This window comes from Microbacterium sp. NPDC078428 (genome assembly GCF_044542535.1).
In the GTDB taxonomy this organism is placed as follows: domain Bacteria; phylum Actinomycetota; class Actinomycetes; order Actinomycetales; family Microbacteriaceae; genus Microbacterium; species Microbacterium limosum.
This window is the reverse complement of the sequence record NZ_JBITUP010000003.1, coordinates 207,000-226,594: the sequence shown is the minus strand read 5'-3', so window position 1 is coordinate 226,594 and position 19,595 is coordinate 207,000. Positions and strand designations below refer to the sequence as shown.

Below are 19,595 nucleotides of genomic sequence, written 5' to 3'. Positions count from 1 at the left end.
CACCACCAGTGAGGACGGTTGATATGGCCGCGAGCCCTCTCTTCGGCGAGCGCAGCACAATCCCCTCGAAGCAGGGGATGTACAACCCCGATTTCGAAAAGGACGCCTGTGGTCTGGCGATGGTCGCGACCCTGCGCGGCACGCCGGGCCACGACATCATCGACCAGGCGCTGACCGCGCTCCGCAATCTCGAGCACCGCGGCGCGATCGGCTCCGATGCCGGCACGGGCGACGGCGCCGGCATCCTGACGCAGATCCCCGACGAGTTCCTGCGCGCCGTCGTGGACTTCGACCTGCCCGCCAAGGGCGAGTACGCGGTCGGGATGGCGTTCCTGCCGCGGGACGACGACGCACGCGCGAGCCTGAAGGCCGGCGTGGAGAAGATCGCCCAGAGCGAGAACCTCGTCATCCTCGGATGGCGCGAAGTGCCCGTCGACGAGCGGCACCTCGGAAAGCTCGCCTTCGAGGCGCGCCCCGCGTTCGAGCAGCTCTTCGTCTCGCGCCCCGCGGTGGGCGACCAGCCCGCCCTGTCGGGGATCGACCTCGACCGTCGCGTCTACCGACTGCGCAAGCGCGCGCGCCACGAGCTCGACGCCTACTTCGTCTCGCTCTCCGCGCGCACGCTCGGCTACAAGGGCATGGTGACGACCCTGCAGCTCGAGCCGTTCTACCCCGACCTGCAGGACGAGCGCTTCGCGTCGGAGCTCGCGGTCGTGCACTCGCGGTACTCCACCAACACCTTCCCGTCGTGGCCGCTCGCGCAGCCGCTGCGCATGCTGGCGCACAACGGCGAGATCAACACCGTCAAGGGAAACCGCAATTGGATGCGGGCTCGCCAGTCCCAGCTCGAATCCGAGCTGCTCGGCGACGTCAAGCCCCTGCTGCCGATCTGCACGCCCGGAGCGAGCGACTCGGCATCCTTCGACGAGGTGCTCGAGCTGCTGACCCTGACGGGCCGCAGCCTTCCCCACGCGATCATGATGATGGTGCCCGAGGCCTACGAGAAGCAGGCCGACATGGACCCCGACCTGCGGGCGTTCTACGACTACCACTCCATGCAGATGGAGCCGTGGGACGGGCCTGCGGCCCTCATCTTCACCGACGGCACCCTCGTGGGCGCGACGTTGGACCGCAACGGCCTGCGTCCCGGCCGCTGGACCGAGACCACCGACGGCCTCATCGTCATCGGCAGCGAGACGGGCGTGCTCGACATCGAGCCCGAGCGGATCAGGCGGCGCGGGCGCCTTCGCCCCGGCCGGATGTTCCTCGTCGACACGGCCGCCGGCCGCATCGTCGAGGATGACGAGATCAAGAAGCAGCTCGCGACGCTGCACCCCTGGCAGCAGTGGCTCGACAAGGGCACCGTGCGCCTGGCGGATCTTCCCGAGCGCGAGCACATCGTGCACCCCATCGCCTCCATCACCCGGCGTCAGCGCACGTTCGGGTACACCGAGGAGGAGGTGCGCATCCTCCTGACCCCGATGGGACAGACGGGCACGGAGCCTCTGGGAGCCATGGGGTCGGACACCCCCATCGCCGTTCTCGCCGAGCGCCCCCGCCTGCTCTTCGACTACTTCGTGCAGCAGTTCGCGCAGGTCACCAATCCGCCGCTGGACTCGATCCGCGAAGAGGTCGTCACGAGCCTTCGGATGGGGCTCGGGCCCGAGCCGAACCTGCTGTCGTGGGGCGCGGACCACGCCCGCAACGTCACGCTCGACTTCCCGGTGATCGACAACGACGAGCTCGCCAAGATCCAGCACATCGACACGGCGTTGCCCGGTCGCACCTCCGTCACGATCCGCGGTCTCTACCGCGTCGAGGCGGGCAAGAAGGGGCTGGAGAAGCGCATCGCGCAGATCTGCAGCGAGGTCGACCAGGCGATCGAGGACGGCGCGGAGTTCATCGTGCTCTCCGACCGCGACTCGAACAAGGACCTCGCGCCGATCCCGTCGCTGCTGCTCGTGGCCGCCGTGCACCACCACCTGATCCGGCGCGAGACGCGGATGAAGGTGGGCCTCGTCGTCGAGGCCGGCGACGTGCGCGAGGTGCACCACGTCGCGACGCTCATCGGCTACGGCGCATCGGCCGTGAACCCCTATCTGGCCATGGAGACCGTCGAGTACCTCGTGCGCGCCGGCTTCATCAGCGGCGTGACTCCGGAGAAGGCCGTCAAGAACCTGATCTACGCCCTGGGCAAGGGCGTGCTGAAGATCATGTCGAAGATGGGCATCTCGACGGTGTCCTCGTACGCCGGCGCCCAGGTGTTCGAGGCCGTCGGCCTCTCGCAGGAGTTCGTCGACACCTACTTCACCGGCACGGAGTCGAAGCTCGGCGGCGTCGGCATCGACGTCGTCGCCGCCGAGAACGCCGCGCGACACGCCTACGCGTATCCCGAGGATGCCGCGGTGCGCGCGCACGAACGCCTCTGGACCGGCGGGGAGTACCAGTGGCGCCGCGACGGCGCCCCCCACCTGTTCAACCCGGACACGGTGTTCCGCCTGCAGCACGCGACCCGGACGCGGCGGTACGACATCTTCCGCGAGTACACCAAGCTCGTCGACGACCAGGCGAACGAGCTCAACACGCTGCGCGGGATGTTCCGCCTGCGCACGGGTGAGCGCCCGCCCGTGCCGCTGGACGAGGTGGAGTCGGTCGCGTCGATCGTGAAGCGGTTCCAGACCGGGGCGATGAGCTACGGCTCCATCTCCAAGGAGGCCCACGAGACGCTGGCGATCGCCATGAACCGCCTGGGCGGCAAGTCGAACACCGGCGAGGGCGGAGAGGACGTCGACAGGCTCCTCGACCCCGAGCGCCGCAGCGCGATCAAGCAGGTCGCCTCGGGTCGCTTCGGTGTGACGAGCATGTACCTCACCCACGCCGAGGACATCCAGATCAAGCTCGCGCAGGGCGCCAAGCCCGGCGAGGGCGGACAGCTGCCCCCGACGAAGGTGTACCCCTGGGTCGCGCGCACCCGTCACGCCACCGCCGGCGTGGGGCTCATCTCCCCGCCGCCGCACCACGACATCTACTCGATCGAAGACCTCAAGCAGCTCATCTTCGACCTCAAACGGTCGAACCCGAGCGCCCGCATCCACACGAAGCTCGTGAGCCAGTCGGGCATCGGAGCGGTGGCTGCGGGTGTCGCCAAGGCGCTCTCCGACGTCATCCTCGTCTCGGGGCACGACGGCGGCACCGGCGCGAGCCCCATGAACTCGCTCAAGCACGCCGGCACGCCGTGGGAGCTGGGACTCGCCGAGACCCAGCAGACGCTGATGATCAACGGCATGCGCGACCGCGTGGTGGTGCAGGTCGACGGTCAGCTGAAGACCGGCCGAGACGTCGTGATCGCGGCGCTTCTGGGCGCCGAGGAGTTCGGATTCGCCACGACGGCGCTCGTCGTCGAGGGCTGCATCATGATGCGCGTCTGCCACCTGGACACGTGCCCCGTGGGCGTCGCGACCCAGAACCCCGAACTGCGAAAGCGCTTCACGGGCAAGCCGGAGTTCGTCGTGAACTTCATGGAGTTCATCGCGGAAGAGGTGCGGGAGTACCTGGCGGAGCTCGGCTTCCGCTCGATCGACGAGGCCGTCGGGCATCACGAGATGCTGGATGTCGAGGGCGCGATCGCGCACTGGAAGGCGAGCGGCCTCGACCTCTCGCCGATCCTGCGCGGAATCGCCTTCGCCGAGGACGAACCGCGCCGGCACGCCCGGGCGCAGGCGCACGAGCTCGACGAGCACTTCGACGTGCAGCTCATCGAGCGCGCGCAGGACGTGATCGCGCACGGCGGCGAGGTGAGCATCGACCTCCCGATCCGCAACACCGAACGCGCGGTGGGAACGATGCTCGGCCACCGGGTGACGCTCGCGCACGGCGAGAACGGCCTGCCTGCCGGATCGATCACGGTCAACCTCCGGGGTTCCGCCGGCCAGTCGTTCGGCGCCTTCATGCCCGCGGGCATCACGCTGCGCCTCGAGGGCGACTCCAACGACTACGTCGGCAAGGGGCTCTCGGGCGGCCAGATCGTCATCCGGCCGCCCCGGGGCGCGACCTTCGACGCGTCGCAGAACGTCATCGCCGGCAACGTGATCGGCTATGGCGCCACGCAGGGGACGATGTTCCTGCGCGGTGTGGTGGGGGAGCGCTTCTTCGTGCGGAACTCCGGCGCCACGGCCGTCGTGGAAGGCGTGGGCGACCACGCGCTCGAGTACATGACCGGCGGTCTCGCCGTCATCCTCGGCGCAACCGGCCGCAACCTCGGTGCGGGCATGTCCGGCGGCACGGCCTACGTGTACAAGCTCGACGAGGCGCTGGTGAACCGCGAGGCCCTCGCCTCCGGCGAGCTGGAGCTGAAGGAGCTCGGCTCCGGCGACGTCGAGATCCTCCGCGACCTGCTCGAGCAGCACGTGTCGGAGACCGGCTCGACGCTGGCCGCGGACCTCCTCGCGGACTTCGACGCCGAAGCGTCGAACTTCGTCCGCGTTCTGCCGCGCGACTACGCGGCCGTCCTGCAAACCCGTCAGAAGGCGGTCGCCGAGGGGCTGGACCCCGACAGCGACGTCGTCTGGACCCGAATCCTGGAGGTGACCGGTGGCTGACCCCAAGGGCTTCCTCAAGGTCACGGAGCGTGAACTGCCGGCTCGCCGGCCCGTGCCCGTGCGCATCATGGACTGGAAAGAGGTCTACGAGCCCGGCGACTCCGCCGTGCTGCGTCGGCAGGCCGGCCGTTGCATGGACTGCGGCATCCCGTTCTGCCACAAGGGGTGCCCGCTCGGCAACCTCATCCCCGAGTGGAACGACCTGACGTGGCGCGGCGAGGGCCGCTCGGCGATCGAGCGGCTGCACGCGACGAACAACTTCCCGGAGTTCACGGGCACGCTCTGCCCCGCTCCGTGCGAGAGCTCGTGCGTGCTCGGGATCAACCAGCCCGCCGTCACGATCAAGCAGATCGAGGTCTCGATCATCGACGAGGCGTTCGCGAACGGATGGGTCGAGCCCGAGCCGCCCGGACGCCTGACGGGGAAGACGGTCGCCGTCGTGGGATCGGGGCCCGCGGGACTCGCCGCCGCCCAGCAGCTCACGCGCGCCGGCCACACGGTCGCGGTGTACGAGCGGGACGACCGCATCGGCGGCCTGCTGCGCTACGGCATCCCCGACTTCAAGATGGAGAAGCGGCGGCTCGAGTCGCGCCTGCGCCAGATGCAGGACGAGGGAACCCGCTTCCGCGCGGGCGTGGAGATCGGCAAGGACATCTCCTGGGATGACCTGCGCTCGCGCTACGACGCCGTCGTGGTGGCCACGGGCTCGACCGTTCCCCGCGACCTCCCGATCCCCGGTCGAGACCTGGCAGGCGTCCATTTCGCGATGGAGTACCTGGTGGAGTCGAACCGCGCGGTCGCCGGCGACACCGTGCCGAATCAGATCACGGCGGAGGGCAAGCACGTCGTCGTGATCGGCGGCGGCGACACCGGGGCCGACTGCATCGGAACCGCGCACCGCCACGGCGCGCTGAGCGTGACGAACCTCGCGATCGGCGTCCAGCCCCCGCAATCCCGCACCGATGCGCACCCCTGGCCCATGACGCCGACGATCTTCGAGGTGTCCTCGGCGCACGAGGAGGGCGGCGAGCGGATGTATCTCGCCTCCACGGTCGAGTTCCTCGGAAACGCCGCGGGCGAGGTCCGCGCGCTGCGCGTCGCGGAGACGGAGTTCGTCGACGGCCGGCGGGTGCCCAAGAGCGGCACCGAGCGCGAGATCCCCGCCGACCTCGTGCTCATCGCGATGGGCTTCACGGGGCCGGAGGGCGACACGCTCGCCTCCCAGCTGAGCGCCCCCTTCACCACGAGGGGCAACGTCGAGCGCGACGGCCACTACCAGACGTCCATCCCGGGCGTCTTCGTCGCCGGCGACGCCGGCCGCGGACAGTCGCTGATCGTCTGGGCGATCGCGGAGGGCCGCGCGGCCGCCGCGAGCGTCGACGCCTACCTCATGGGCCACACCGAACTGCCCTCGCCCGTCCGCCCCACGGACGTCGCGATCGGCCTGCAGCCCGCGTAGGCTGACCCGGGCGCTCTCGCGTCCACACCACCCCCCCCCGAAACAACGATCCCCTGGAGCTCCAACACGATGAGACGCGCCAAGATCGTCGCCACCCTCGGACCGGCCACGTCGACCTATGAGTCGGTACGGGCGATCATCGAGGCCGGCGTCGACGTCGCACGGTTCAACCTCAGCCACGGCGACTACACCGTGCACGAGAACAACTTCGCCAACGTGCGCAAGGCTGCGGATGACGCGGGCCGGCCGGTGGCCGTTCTCGTCGACCTGCAGGGACCGAAGATCCGCCTCGGACGCTTCGCCGACGGACCGCACGAGCTGGCGGTCGGCGACATCTTCAAGATCACCGTCGAGGACATCCCCGGCACCAAGGAGATCTGCTCCACGACCTTTAAGGGTCTGCCCCAGGACGTGCGACCCGGCGACTTCCTCCTCATCGACGACGGCAAGGTGCGCGTGAAGGTCCTCGAGACCGACGGCACCGTCGTGACCACCGAGGTCGTCGTCGCCGGAACGGTGTCCAACAACAAGGGCATCAACCTGCCCGGCGTCGCGGTCAACGTCCCCGCCTTGAGCGAGAAGGACGAGGCCGACCTGCGCTGGGGCCTGCGCATCGGCGCCGACATCATCGCGCTCTCGTTCGTGCGCAGCGCGAAGGACGTGCAGCGCGCGCACGTGATCATGGCGGAGGAGGGACGCCACGTCCCGATCATCGCCAAGATCGAGAAGCCGCAGGCGGTCGACAACCTCGAAGAGATCGTCGACGCGTTCGACGGCATCATGGTCGCTCGTGGGGATCTCGGTGTCGAGCTGCCCCTCGAGGCCGTGCCGATCGTGCAGAAGCGCGCCGTCGAGCTCTCGCGGCGGATGGCCAAGCCGGTCATCGTCGCGACGCAGATGCTCGAGTCGATGATCAACAGCCCCGTCCCCACGCGCGCCGAGACCTCCGACGTCGCCAACGCCGTGCTCGACGGGGCGGACGCCGTCATGCTCTCGGGCGAGACGAGCGTGGGGGAGTACCCCGTCGTGGTCGTCGAGACGATGGCCCGCATCGTGGCCTCGACCGAGGAGCACGGCCTGGACCGCATCGCGAAGCTCACCAACAAGCCCCGCACGCAGGGCGGCGCGATCACGCTCGCGGCGATCGAGGTGGCCGATTTCGTGGAGGCCAAGTTCCTCTGCATCTTCACCGAGTCGGGCGACTCGGCCCGCCGCATGTCGCGGCTGCGTCCGAACATCCCGATGCTCGCGTTCACGCCCGAGCCGGCGATCCGCCGGCGCATGGCGCTGACCTGGGGCATCCAGTCCACGCTCGTCGAGCACGTGGCGCACACCGACCGGATGTTCATCCAGGTGGACGACTACCTGCTCTCGAACGACCTCGCGAAGGTCGGTGACAAGGTCGTCGTGATCTCCGGTTCCCCTCCCGGAATCGTCGGGTCGACCAACGACATCCGCGTCCACAAGGTCGGCGACGCCGTGCACGGCGCGGCCCCGATCTACCAGACGCGCGAGTAGCTCTCCCTGCACCGCCTACGACGATGGCGGCGGCATCCATGCGGATGCCGCCGCCATCGTCGTGCGGAGCGAGTGCGAGGCGCGCGATCTCGCCTCGGCAGGGTGCCGGTGGTGGGAGTCGAACCCACACGCCCTTTCGGGCAACCGAGTTTGAGTCGGTCGCGTCTGCCATTCCGCCACACCGGCCCGGGCACGCTCGGGATCGACCATATCGTAGGATTGGCGGGTGACTGACCCAGACCAGACCGCGGCTCCCGCGGCATCCGCTCCGCGACGCGTCGTCGTCGCGGAGGACGAATCGCTCATCCGTCTCGACATCGTCGAGATCCTGCGCGACAACGGCTTCGAGGTCGTCGGCGAGGCGGGAGACGGCGAGACCGCCGTCCAGCTCGCCACCGAGCTGCGTCCCGATCTCGTGATCATGGACGTCAAGATGCCCGTGCTCGACGGCATCAGCGCGGCGGAGAAGCTCAACAAGAACCACATCGCCCCCGTCGTGCTGCTGACGGCCTTCAGCCAGAAGGAACTCGTCGAGCGCGCGAGCGAGGCGGGTGCCCTCGCCTATGTCGTGAAGCCGTTCACGCCGAACGACCTGCTGCCGGCGATCGAGATCGCGCTGAGTCGCTACCAGCAGATCATCACGCTCGAGGCCGAGGTCGCCGACATGGTCGAGCGCTTCGAGACCCGCAAGCTCGTCGACCGTGCGAAGGGCCTCCTCAACGAGAAGATGGGCCTGTCGGAGCCCGAGGCGTTCCGCTGGATCCAGAAGGCGTCGATGGATCGGCGCCTCACGATGCAGGATGTCGCCAAGGCGATCATCGAACAGCTCGCCCCCAAGAAGGTCTGACGCTCCCGCGGAGGCATGCCTTCGCGACGACGGCCGCGGTGTCCTCGGATGCCGCGGCCGTCAGCGTGCGGGGGCGTCCTTGATCATGTTGGTGATGCGCACGGTCGACAGGCGCCGTCCGGCATCGTCGGACACGACGATCTCGTGCACCGTCATGCTGCGCCCGAGGTGCAGGGGCGTGCAGACGCCCGTGACGCGTCCCGAGGTCGCCGAGCGCGTGTGCGTGGCGTTGATGTCGACGCCGACGGCGAGACGACCGGCGCCGGCATGAAGGTTGGCGTGCATCGACCCGAGCGACTCGCCGAGCACGACGTACGCGCCGCCGTGCATGAGCCCGACCGGCTGCGTGTTGCCCTCGACGGGCATGGTCGCGACCGCGCGTTCGGGGGTGAACTCCACCCACTCGAACCCCATCTTCTGGGCCAGCGATCCGATGCCGCGCGACCGGGCCCATTCGAGGGCGGAGGGATGAGCGGCGGCGTCGTACATGGGGCTCCTTCGGGCCGGGGTGACACGGCGGGACGAACCCGCATCGGCACTGTCGGACGCGCTGACTAAGCTGTCGGGGTGCCGGACTCCGCAAAGCCTACCCTCATGGTCGTCGACGGCCACTCGCTCGCCTACCGGGCCTTCTTCGCCCTTCCCGTCGAGAATTTCACGACGAAGGACCACCAGCACACGAACGCCATCTACGGCTTCCTGGCGATGCTCATCAACCTCATCAAGGCCGAGCGCCCGAGCCACCTGGCGGTCGCCTTCGACACCTCCCGCACGTCGTTCCGCACGCGGGAGTACGCCGAATACAAGGCGAACCGCAGCGAGACGCCCGCGGAGTTCAAGGGTCAGATCCCGCTCCTGCAGGAGTGCCTCGCGGCCATGAACATCCCCGTCCTCCAGCAGGAGGACATCGAGGCCGACGACATCCTCGCGACGCTCGCCACGCAGGGCGCGGCCGACGGCTTCGACGTGCTCGTCGTCTCCGGCGACCGCGACACGATCCAGCTCGTCACCGACGACGTCACCCTGCTGTACCCGAACGTGCAGGGGGTCTCGCAGCTGAAGCGCTACGACCCGGCCGCGGTGATCGAGAAGTACGGGCTCCCGCCCGAGCAGTACCCCGACATCGCCGCGCTCGTGGGCGAGACGAGCGACAACCTGCCGGGCGTGCCGAAGGTCGGCGAGAAGACGGCGGTGAAGTGGCTCACCCAGTTCGGTTCGCTCGATGAGCTCCTGACCCGGGCGGACGAGATCAAGGGCGTCGTCGGCGGCAATCTGCGCGAGCACCTGGACGCCGTCCGCCGCAACCGCGCCCTGAACCGCCTGCTCACCGACGTCGAGCTGCCGGTGACCCCCGCCGACCTCGAGGCGCGCGCGATCGACGCGCAGGCCGTGCGCGACATCTTCGCTCGGCTCGAGTTCCGCACGCTCCTCAGCCGCGTCTTCGAAGCAGTCGGGGCCGAACAGCCCGGCGGATCGGAGCCTTCGGCCGACGCGCCGGCCGCGCCCGCCCCTCGAGAGGTCTCGGACGCCGAGTTCGCCGACTGGATCGACGCCGCGACCGCGAACCATCCCGATGGGATCGCGCTCACCTTCTCCACGGCCCTCGACCGCGCGGGACTCGCGACGGCGACGGAAGCCGTCGAGATCGCCTGGGCGGGCGGGGCCGGCGCGTCGCCGGCGTTCGAGGGCTGGCTCGCCTCGGCATCCCCGAAGCTCATGCACGACGCGAAGGCGCAGGTGAAGGCGATCCGTCGGTCCGGGGCGCGCGTCGACGGTGTCGTCTACGACACCCTCCTCGCGGGCTGGCTGCTGCGTCCGAGTTTCCCCGACAAGTCCCTCGCCGATCTCGTCGAGCGATACCTCGGCGAGAGCCTTCCCGTCGCCGATCCGAACCAGCTCGTCCCGGAGACCGACGGAGCCACACCGGGACAGCAGGCGTGGTACATCCTCCGCGTCGCGGACGCGCTGCGCGAGAAGTCCCCGGAGCCGGTGCGCCGCGTGCTCGCCGACATCGAGATGCCGACGCTGTCTGCGCTGGCCGACATGGAGCTCGCGGGAGTCAGCGTGTCGCACGACAGGCTGTCCGGCTTCTCCGCCGAGCTCGGTGCCCGGGCCGAGGCGCTCGCCGCCGAGGCGTACGGCATCATCGGCCGCGAGTTCAACCTGGGTTCGCCGAAGCAGCTGCAGGAGGTGCTGTTCGACGAGCTCGCGCTTCCGAAGACCCGCAAGACCAAGACCGGATACTCGACGGATGCCGCGGTCCTGGCGGATCTGCAGGAGAGCAACCCCCACCCGTTCCTCGACCTGCTGCTGCAGCACCGCGAGGCGACGAAGATGCGGCAGATCATCGAGTCGCTCGACGTCGCGATCGCCCCGGACGGTCGCATCCACACGACCTACGTGCAGACGGGGAGCCAGACCGGCCGGCTCTCGAGCACGGAGCCGAACCTGCAGAACATCCCGGTGCGCACCGACGAATCCCGTCGCATCCGCGAGGCCTTTCAGGTTGGGGAGGGATACGAGGCGCTCCTCACGGCCGACTACTCGCAGATCGAGATGCGCATCATGGCGCACCTCTCCGAGGATCCGGGGCTCATCGAGGCGTTCAACTCCGGCGAGGACCTCCATCGCTTCGTCGGAGCGCGCGTGTTCGGCGTGTCACCCGACGATGTCACTCCCGCCATGCGTACCAAGGTCAAGGCGATGTCCTACGGGCTCGTGTACGGCCTCTCGGCCTTCGGCCTGTCGAAGCAGCTGCGCATCGAGCAGTCCGAGGCGAAGGAGCTCATGACCGAGTACTTCGCGCGCTTCGGGGCGGTACGCGACTACCTGCGCGGCTCCGTCGCTCAGGCTCGGATCGACGGGTACACCGAGACGATCTTCGGCCGGCGTCGTCCGTTCCCCGATCTCGGCAGTCCGAACCGGGTGCTACGCGAGAACGCCGAGCGTGCCGCACTCAACGCCCCGATCCAGGGCAGCGCCGCCGACATCATGAAGATCGCGCTGTTCCACATCCACGACGCGCTGCGAGAAGAGGGTCTGCGCTCGCGCATCCTGATGCAGATCCACGACGAGCTCGTCGTCGAGGTCGCGCCGGGGGAGTGGGACGCCGCGGCGCGCATCGTGCGCGAGAGGATGGGCGACGCGGCGCACCTGTCGGTGCCGCTGGACGTACAGATCGGCCGCGGAGCGAACTGGAACGAGGCGGCTCACTGAGCCCACCGACTCCCACTCGGGCGGGCGGGCCTGGCTAGGCTCGTCGCATGACCGCATCTGAACGGACCTCCACGCCGATCGACACGATCGCGGAGGCGTGGGTCGACACGCTCGCCGACCTCTCGCCGATCCTCGCGACCTACATCGGACGATTCGAGCACAACGGGCGATTCGACGACTTCTCGCCCGAGGGTGCGGAGAAATACGCCGCGGCGGCGCGCGCCACGCTCACGGCGCTCGAGGCGGCCGACGCCGTCGACGAGATCGACCGGGTCACGAAGGACGACCTCGGCGGGGAGCTGCGTCTGTCCCTCGAGCTCCACGAGCACCGCGCACACCTGCGGGACCTCAACGTCATCGCCTCTCCCGCGCAGGAGATCCGCTCCGCGTTCGACCTGATGCCCACCGACACGGTCGAGGACTGGGAGGTGATCTCCGCGCGGCTGGCCGCCCTCCCCGACGCGATCAGCGGCTACATCGCGTCACTCCGTGAGGGTGCCCGGAACGGCGTCGTGCCCGCGCGGCGTCAGGTCACGGAGGTCGCGGCTCAGATCGCACGGTACACGGCCGACACCGGGTTCTTCGCGGAGTTCGTCGGGAGCGCATCGCCCGCCGAGGGGCAGCTGCCGGCATCGCTCGCCCGCGCGCTGGCCGATCGCAGCGGCGCGGCGCGGGTCGCCTACGACGGGCTGGCCCACTTCCTCCACACCGAACTGGCGGCGGATGCCGGGGAGCAGGACGCCGTCGGGCGCGACCTGTACGCCCTCCACTCCCGCCGCTTCCTCGGCGCGAGCATCGACCTGGATGAGACCTATGAGTGGGGGATCGAGGAGCTCGCCCGCATGGTCGCCGAGCAGGAGGAGGTCGCCCAGGAGATCCTTCCGGGCGCGTCCGTCGAGGAGGCGGTCGCCTTCCTGGAGGCGGACCCGTCCCGGAAGCTGCACGGCACCGAAGCGCTGCAGCGGTGGATGCAGGAGACGAGCGACAGGGCCGTCGCGGAACTCGGCGCGACGCATTTCGACATCCCCGAGCCGATCCGCCGGCTCGAGTGCATGATCGCCCCCACGAAGGAGGGCGGGATCTACTACACGGGACCGACAGACGACTTCTCCCGCCCCGGACGCATGTGGTGGTCGGTGCCGGAGGGCGTGGAGAGCTTCGACACATGGCGCGAGCTGACCACGGTCTATCACGAGGGCGTTCCCGGCCACCACCTGCAGATCGCGCAGGCGGTCTACAACCGCGCGGAGCTGAACTCGTGGCGCCGCCTGCTCGCGGGGACGTCGGGCCACGCGGAGGGATGGGCGCTGTACGCGGAGCGCCTCATGCAGGAGCTCGGCTACCTGGACGATCCGGCCGACCGCCTGGGAATGCTCGACGGTCAGCGGATGCGCGCCGCCCGCGTCGTGCTCGACATCGGGGTGCACCTCGGCAAGACGCGCCCCGACGGCCAAGGGGTGTGGGATGCCGACTACGCCCTGGCGTTCATGCGGCGCAACGTCAACATGCCCGACGAGTTCGTGCGGTTCGAGGTGAACCGTTATCTCGGCTGGCCCGGTCAGGCGCCCTCCTACAAGGTGGGGCAGCGCATCTGGGAGCAGGTGCGCGAGCAGTATCGCGCGGACCGCGGCGACGCCTTCGACATCAAGGAGTTCCACACGCGGGCGCTGGATGTAGGCGGGGTCGGGCTCGACACGCTGGCGACCGCCCTGCGGCGCGGCTAGGCCGGCACGGCCACGGCCACGCTGATGCCGCCGCGGGAATGATCTCGCCGCGGCATCCGTTCTATGCTTGTGAATGGAAAGGCGGATCATGAACGCACCCGTACAGCTGGGCCTGGACACTTTCGGAGACGTGACGCGCGGCGAGGACGGCGAACTGCTCTCGCACGCTCAGACGATTCGAAACGTCGTCGAGCAGGCGGAGCTCGCAGATCAGGTCGGCCTGTCGTTCTTCGGGGTGGGGGAGCATCATCGCCCGGACTTCGCGGTGTCCAGCCCGGAGATCGTGCTCGCGGCCGCCGCCGCACGCACGAGCCGGATCCACCTCGGCACGGCCGTGACGGTGCTCTCCAGCGACGACCCGGTGCGGCTCTTCGAGCGGTTCGCGACGCTGGATGCGATCTCGAACGGGCGCGCGGAGGTCATCCTCGGTCGGGGATCGTTCATCGAGTCCTTCCCGCTGTTCGGTTACGAGCTCTCCGACTACGAGACGCTCTTCGAGGAGAAGCTCGACCTCTTCACGAAGCTCATGGCCGAGAAGCCGGTCAGCTGGCAGGGGCGCACCCGCGCGGCGCTCGTCGACGCCGACGTGTACCCCAAGACGGAGAACGGGCTCAAGGCGTGGATCGGCGTCGGCGGTAGTCCGGAGTCCGTCGTGCGCGCCGCCCGCCACGGCCTGGGGCTCATGCTCGCGATCATCGGAGGGCCCGCGGCGCGCTTCCGTCCGTTCGTCGACCTGTACCACCGGTCGCTCGACGCGATGGGCCTGCCCGCCCTGCCCGTGGGGGTGCACTCGCCGGGCCACATCGCCGACACCGACCAGCAGGCGTGGGAGGAGGCCTTCCCGGGCTTCGAGTCGATGCACAACACGATCGGGCGCGAGCGGGGATGGCCCCCCTACAACCGCATGCGCTTCCAGCAGGACGTCGGTCCGGAGGGCGCCGTGTACGCCGGCTCGCCCGAGACCGTCGCCCGGAAGATCGCGACGACCGTGAGCCAGCTGGGGCTGACCCGCTTCGACATGAAGTTCTCGACGGGCACGCTCTCCCACGCCAAGATGATGCGCAGTATCGAGCTCTACGGCACGCAGGTCGCCCCGCGCGTGCACGAGCTGCTCGCCGGGGCGCCGGCGACGCGGGCGTAGGCACGATCCGCCCGCCCTTCGCCGCCTGTGGGGCAGGTTGTGTGCAGTGGGGCAGGTCGTAACCTGCCCCACTGCACGTGTCCTGCCCCAGTTCGCCGCGCCGGGGGTGACGACCGGGGCACGCATAGGCTGGGGGAGTGGCACACGTGCGGTACGTCGCGATCGGCGATTCATTCAGCGAGGGCGTGGGCGACGACCTTCCCGACGGCAGGCAGCGCGGCTGGGCGGACCTGGTGGCGCAGGGCTGGGCCAACGCGACGGGTTCGCGCGTCGAATACGCCAACCTCGCCATCCGGGGCAAGCTGATCTGGCCGATCGTGGCGGAGCAGCTCGAGCCCGCGCTCGCCCTGCGGCCGACGCACCTGTCGTTCAACGGCGGGGGCAACGACATGCTCCGGCCCCGTGCCGACATCGAGCACATCGCCGATGCGTTCACCCGGGTGCTGCAGCGGTGCGACGAGGAGGGCGTCACGCTCATCCTCCTCTCGGGCGCGAACCCGTCGCCGCACCTGCCGCTCGGCGGACTCATCCAGAGGCGTGGCGATGCCCTTTCGCGGGCGGTGCTGCGCCGAGCCGAGGGTCGGGACGACGTCGTCCGTGCCCTGAACTGGCCGGACGGCGAGCTGTCGACCGCGCCCTTCTGGTCTCACGACCGGCTCCATATGAACGCGCGCGGTCACCACCGCGTCGCGGCCCGGGTGCTCGACGCCCTCGGACTCGCGGCACCCGAGGACTGGTGGCAGCTGCCCTGGGATGCCGCCTCCGGCCCCCGCGGCTGGCGCTACTACCGTGAGCACGTCGGTCCGTGGCTGCGCCGGCGCCTGACGGGGACGTCTTCGGGAGACGGCCGCGAGGCCAAGTACGCCGCATGGACGCCGGTCGACCCCTCCGGCCCCGCCGCAGGGTGAGGCCGGGCGCCGCACCGGCTCAGCAGGCGGGACCGGCTGGATCCTCGAGGCACGTCCGCGCGACGAGCGCGCTGCGGACCTCTACGACCCTCACGTCGTAGGCCGTCGCGGACGAGGTAACGCTGCCCTCGACGGACCGCCACGCGCCAGACCCGAAATCCACGTGCGCCTCGTAGACGACGGTCGCCGTCGCGCGGTAGATGCCGGGTGCGGCATACGTGTGACTCGTCGCCGTCGCGGCGTAGTCGGGAAGCCCGAGAGAGGCCCACGTCGCGCCGCCGGCCCGGTGCGACGCCCCCGATCCGTCGCCGTGGTCGAACCGGTACGCCACCGGGCGGAATCGCACGGTCACGTCGTAACCCAGCAGCGGTCCCGACTGCAGCTGGGTGGATGCCGCGGCCACGAGGTTCGTCGGCATGCCGGCGACGCCGAGCCCCAGGGGCTCTCCGGTCAGCGACGGCGCCGCCGGAACGAAGGAGGCCAGGTCGGCCGCCGTGACATCGGGGAGCCCGATCACGCCGTACCCGGGACGGCAGAGCGCGCTGGCGCACGGGGGAGCGGCTGGGGCTTGACCGCCCGAACCCGGCCCGCCCGGGCCGGGTTCCCGGCCGCTCCCCGAATCGCCCGGTGTACCGGGGCTTCTCGTACTGGCCCCGACGTCGACTTGCGTTCCGTCAGTCGACGCCGAGCACGCCGTCCACGCGCTCTCCGCCCCGCATGGCGGGGTTGGGACGCTGCTCATCGTTGCGCCAAGTGTCAATAGCGACGCTGCGAACGCTGCTATGCGACGCATGAGGGATGGTTGGAGGCTTCGCTACCGCGAATGAGTAGCCCCGTGGCGCTTGAGGCCTGTTCAAACGACACTCGTAAGGGTTGATCGTCACGACGGTCGGGAGGGACCATCGAGCGCCCAGACGAGTCCGTTACATCGACGCTGCCGACCGAGAGACATATGTTCAGGACCAGCTCATCGCCGGTTTGAACGACTGGTGGAAGTGCATCAAAGGAAGTCGTTCCCTCGACCGCCCATCCATTCGCGTGCATCCGCGAGAACGTTGCCCGCGCGTTTGCATTCGCCTCACCCGTCGTCCAGGCGTACACCGCCTCGAAGGTGTTCGGATCGCTGAGGTCCACCTGGTTGAGCGCATCGACGTAGGCGCGGTAGGTCGCTTCCGCAGCCGCGAAGGCCTCGTCATCCGTCATGAACACCACGCTGGGCTCGGGGGAGGGGCCGGGCGGCGTGGGCGCGCATCCCGCCAGCAACAGGATGCCCCCCATGACCCACACCGCCCGTCGACTCCCCATGGCGACACGCTAGCGTCGCAGAGAGCATCGACACCGGTTATCCACAGCGTCCGAGGATGGTCGTAACCTCGCGGCATGACGCGATTCCACTACGACACCGCGACGTCGTTCGACGGCTTCATCGCCGACCGGGACGGCTCCCTCGCGTGGCTCTTCGCGGTAGCCGGCGGCGAGGAGCCGGATGCCGATCTCCTGCCGTCCGGGCACACCGTCATGGTCGAGGGATCGACGACCTACGAGTGGGTGCTGGCCAAGACCGACCTGCTCGCGCATCCCGAGAAGTGGCGCGAGTTCTATGGCGACGTCCCGGTCTTCGTGTTCACCTCCCGCGAGCTCCCCGTGCCGGCCGGCGCGGACGTGCGCTTCGTCCGGGGCTCCGTCGTCGAGGCGCTCCCGGCCATCCGCCGGGCGGCCGCCGGCGGTGATGTCTGGATCGTGGGCGGGGGAGATCTGGCAGGACAGTTCCTGGATGCCGGGGCCCTCGACCGCATCTCGATCTCGATCGCACCGGTGGCGCTCGGCGCGGGCGCGCCGCTGTTCCCCCGGCGACTGGAATCCGACCGTCTGAGGCTCGTCGCCGCGAGGTCGGTCGGCCAGTTCGCACGCCTGGAGTTCGATGTCGAACCACTGAACGGGGTAGTCACCGGGATCGACGTGACGGGCTCGTAGCGGCACACGGCCGCGGTGCGCCTTCGCCGCTATGGGCCGGACTCACCGACGGCGGGCATCATCTCGTCCGACCAGCGCGATGACTGGTCGGTGGACGACGAGTACTGAGCGGCGCTCGCACGCCGCGTGCATCGACTGTTGACACAATACGCGATACAATGACCCCCGTGACGCTCTCCTTCACGGTCGACTCGACGACACAGATTCCTCCGTTCGAGCAGCTTCGCTCCCAGATCGCGGATGCCGTCCGTGACGGGCGGATGACTGCAGGGGAGCGGCTGCCCACCGTCCGGCAGCTCGCGGAGAACGCCGGCGTCGCGGCGGGAACCGTCGCGCGGGCGTACCGCGAGCTGGAGGCGGCCGGCGTCGTCGAGACGCGCGGCCGCAACGGCACCTTCGTCTCGTTCGATGCGGATGCGGAGAGGCGCGAGGTTCAGCGAGCGGCCGTCGCGTATGCGGACCTGGTTCGGTCCTCGTCGATCGACCCGGAGGAGGGGCTGAGGATCGTCGCCGCGGCGCTCTCCCGACCGGACTGACATAATGGGCATTATCGGACTATCGTCGAGAGTGGCCCCGAGGGCGCAGCTCGGTCAGCGCTCCGACGCGCAGAATCGGCAACGCGTCCGTCCGGATCACCGTGAACAGAGTGTGGGTGCAGTGTCGGCAGCGCACGAGCGCGGCCTGAGCGTCCATCTCCACCGAGGCCTCCGCCAGCACGCCTTCCGCGCCGCATTCCCCGCAGGTCGCCACGAGCGCCGTCGCGTCGCCGGCCAGCAGGTCCGCGAGGATGCCGGCCACGGCGTTCCCATCGACCAGCGCGGCGTGCGCCGCCTGACGATCCGTGCGCGGGTGTCCTGCATCCATCACGCCCCTCCGAATCTCTCGGTACGCACTCGCTCCGGATCATGGCCGAGTTCCACGAGCGCTCGCGCTGTCACCTCGACGAATCCCGTCGGGCCGCAGACGTAGAACGTGGCCCCCTGATCCGGAGGCCATACGTGCTCGGCGACGGCCGCCCGGTCGAGGCGGCCGAGAGGGCCGCGCCATCCGATCGGTCCCTGGCGCGTGTACACCCAGGTCACGGAGATGCCTCGCTCCCCCATGACTTCGACGTCCTCACGATATATCGCGTCTACCGGACTCCGCGCGGAGTACAGCAGACGGAACGGCTGACCCGATTCCGCGTGCACGCGGGCGCGGGCGATCGCCCGCAGCGGGACGATCCCCGATCCCCCCGCGATGAGCTGCACCGGGCCTGGCGTCGACGGGCGCCATACGAAGTAGCCGCCGAGCGGACCGAGCACCTCGAGCTCGTCACCCGGCCGCACGTCGCGTACCAGGTAGGGCGACACCTCCCCGTCGTCCACCTCGTCCACCGCGAGCTCGATGCGCTCGCCGTCGCCCGCAGCGGCGAGCGAATAGGACCGCACCGCCTGATACCCGTCCTCGGCGGTGAGCCGCACGTCCACATGCTGACCGGGCGCACTCCCCTGCCACCCCTCGACATGCACTTCGAGCACACGTGCGGTGGGGGTGACGGCGCGCGCGCTGACGATCCGGGCTCTTCGCCAGCCGCCGCTCACCAGTAGCGTTCCTCCCGCCAGGGATCTCCGCGTAGGTGGTAGCCGTTCTGCTCCCAGAAGCCGGGGTCGTCACGTTCGCGCAGCTCGATACCCTGCACCCACTTCGCACTCTTCCAGAAGTACAGGTGAGGCACGAGGAGGCGGGCGGGCCCGCCGTGCTCCGCGGCGAGCGGCCTTCCGTCGAACTCGTACGCGATCCACGCCTTGCCGCCGAGAAGGTCCTCCAGCGGCAGGTTGGTCGTGTAGCCGCCGTACGAGTGCACCATCGCGAATGCGCGATCGGTCCGCACGTCCGCGAAGAGCGTGTCGACCGACACGCCGCGCCACGAGGTGTCGAGCTTGGACCAGCGTGTGACGCAGTGGATGTCGGTCGTCACGTCCTCGGCCGGCAGAGCGAGAAGCTCCCGCCACGACCACGCCCGCTCTTCCTTTTCCGTGCGGAGGAGGAAGGACCACTCCTCCAGGTCGGGCCTCGGGGTCGGCCCCGCGGAGAGCACCGGGAAGTCCGTCGTGAGGTATTGCCCCGGAGCAAGTCGCGGGTCGCTCTCGCGCCTCCGCGCACCGAAGCCACGTGAGAACACGGCCATGACGCCTCCGATCGCCCGCTGACGCACCTACAGTATCCGC

16 protein-coding genes and 1 tRNA gene are annotated in these 19,595 nt (G+C 69.6%); 10 read left to right on the top strand and 7 right to left on the bottom strand.

The genetic code is table 11. The annotated features are described in order from the left end of the window. Positions 1-23: 23 nt before the first annotated feature. From gltB to pyk, 3 genes are all read left to right on the top strand, one after another. Positions 24-4,598 carry a glutamate synthase large subunit gene (gene gltB, locus ACIGCK_RS07470; RefSeq protein ID WP_396665038.1) on the top strand — a complete coding sequence of 1,525 codons (4,575 nt, stop codon included), beginning with the start codon at positions 24-26 and terminating at the stop codon, positions 4,596-4,598. Beyond that, positions 4,591-6,057 (top strand): glutamate synthase subunit beta, encoded by a 1,467-nt coding sequence (locus ACIGCK_RS07465; protein WP_396665036.1) that lies wholly within the window; start codon positions 4,591-4,593, stop codon positions 6,055-6,057. Before gltB ends, ACIGCK_RS07465 begins: the two co-directional genes overlap by 8 nt. A gap of 69 nt (positions 6,058-6,126) precedes the next feature. Beyond that, entirely contained in the window at positions 6,127-7,575 is a 1,449-nt protein-coding gene (gene pyk, locus ACIGCK_RS07460) for a pyruvate kinase (protein WP_396665034.1), read from the top strand. A 103-nt stretch (positions 7,576-7,678) separates the two neighbouring features. Here pyk and ACIGCK_RS07455 read toward each other — a convergent pair. Next, positions 7,679-7,761 (bottom strand) — tRNA-Leu (locus tag ACIGCK_RS07455). 40 nt (positions 7,762-7,801) lie between these two features. Here ACIGCK_RS07455 and ACIGCK_RS07450 point away from each other — a divergent pair. Further along, positions 7,802-8,422 (top strand): response regulator, encoded by a 621-nt coding sequence (locus tag ACIGCK_RS07450; protein ID WP_330171925.1) that lies wholly within the window; start codon positions 7,802-7,804, stop codon positions 8,420-8,422. Between the two features lie 60 nt (positions 8,423-8,482). On the opposite strand, the gene ACIGCK_RS07445 is transcribed toward ACIGCK_RS07450, so the two are convergent. Then, entirely contained in the window at positions 8,483-8,911 is a 429-nt protein-coding gene (locus tag ACIGCK_RS07445; RefSeq protein ID WP_330171926.1) for a hotdog fold thioesterase, read from the bottom strand. A gap of 78 nt (positions 8,912-8,989) precedes the next feature. On the opposite strand from ACIGCK_RS07445, the gene polA reads away from it, so the two are divergent. The 4 genes from polA (at position 8,990) to ACIGCK_RS07425 (ending at position 15,411) form a co-directional block, all read left to right on the top strand. After that, complete coding sequence (gene polA / locus ACIGCK_RS07440) at positions 8,990-11,638, top strand: DNA polymerase I (protein ID WP_396665031.1); 2,649 nt, start codon at positions 8,990-8,992, stop codon at positions 11,636-11,638. Positions 11,639-11,685: 47 nt separating this feature from the next. Continuing rightward, positions 11,686-13,362: a DUF885 domain-containing protein gene (locus ACIGCK_RS07435; protein WP_396665030.1), complete on the top strand. Its 1,677-nt coding sequence runs from the start codon at positions 11,686-11,688 to the stop codon at positions 13,360-13,362. Positions 13,363-13,450: 88 nt separating this feature from the next. Next, the gene (locus ACIGCK_RS07430; RefSeq protein WP_396665028.1) at positions 13,451-14,503 is read left to right on the top strand and encodes an LLM class flavin-dependent oxidoreductase; all 1,053 of its coding nucleotides are present in this window, start codon (positions 13,451-13,453) and stop codon (positions 14,501-14,503) included. A 137-nt stretch (positions 14,504-14,640) separates the two neighbouring features. After that, positions 14,641-15,411 (top strand): SGNH/GDSL hydrolase family protein, encoded by a 771-nt coding sequence (locus tag ACIGCK_RS07425; protein WP_396665026.1) that lies wholly within the window; start codon positions 14,641-14,643, stop codon positions 15,409-15,411. Positions 15,412-15,430: 19 nt separating this feature from the next. Here the strand turns inward: ACIGCK_RS07425 and ACIGCK_RS07420 are convergent, their stop codons facing one another. Then, positions 15,431-15,928 (bottom strand): hypothetical protein, encoded by a 498-nt coding sequence (locus ACIGCK_RS07420; protein ID WP_396665025.1) that lies wholly within the window; start codon positions 15,926-15,928, stop codon positions 15,431-15,433. A 263-nt stretch (positions 15,929-16,191) separates the two neighbouring features. Continuing rightward, on the bottom strand, positions 16,192-16,614 hold the full coding sequence (locus ACIGCK_RS07415) for a hypothetical protein (protein WP_396665023.1): 423 nt from the start codon (positions 16,612-16,614) through the stop codon (positions 16,192-16,194). 177 nt (positions 16,615-16,791) lie between these two features. On the opposite strand from ACIGCK_RS07415, the gene ACIGCK_RS07410 reads away from it, so the two are divergent. Further along, positions 16,792-17,385 (top strand): dihydrofolate reductase family protein, encoded by a 594-nt coding sequence (locus tag ACIGCK_RS07410; RefSeq protein WP_396665021.1) that lies wholly within the window; start codon positions 16,792-16,794, stop codon positions 17,383-17,385. 167 nt (positions 17,386-17,552) lie between these two features. Further along, complete coding sequence (locus ACIGCK_RS07405) at positions 17,553-17,921, top strand: GntR family transcriptional regulator (RefSeq protein ID WP_396665020.1); 369 nt, start codon at positions 17,553-17,555, stop codon at positions 17,919-17,921. Between the two features lie 19 nt (positions 17,922-17,940). Here ACIGCK_RS07405 and ACIGCK_RS07400 read toward each other — a convergent pair whose 3' ends face one another. The 3 genes from ACIGCK_RS07400 to ACIGCK_RS07390 are packed head-to-tail and all read right to left on the bottom strand — an operon-like array spanning position 17,941 to position 19,555. Further along, positions 17,941-18,249, bottom strand: coding sequence for a DUF6510 family protein (locus ACIGCK_RS07400; protein ID WP_396665018.1), 309 nt, complete (start codon positions 18,247-18,249; stop codon positions 17,941-17,943). Then, positions 18,249-18,968 carry an FAD-binding oxidoreductase gene (locus ACIGCK_RS07395; RefSeq protein ID WP_396665016.1) on the bottom strand — a complete coding sequence of 240 codons (720 nt, stop codon included), beginning with the start codon at positions 18,966-18,968 and terminating at the stop codon, positions 18,249-18,251. Before ACIGCK_RS07395 ends, ACIGCK_RS07400 begins: the two co-directional genes overlap by 1 nt. Continuing rightward, a complete protein-coding gene (locus ACIGCK_RS07390; RefSeq protein WP_396665015.1) occupies positions 18,965-19,555 on the bottom strand; it encodes a sulfite oxidase-like oxidoreductase in 591 nt (196 codons plus the stop codon). The genes ACIGCK_RS07395 and ACIGCK_RS07390 overlap by 4 nt, the downstream gene beginning before the upstream one ends. Between the last annotated feature and the right edge of the window lie 40 nt (positions 19,556-19,595).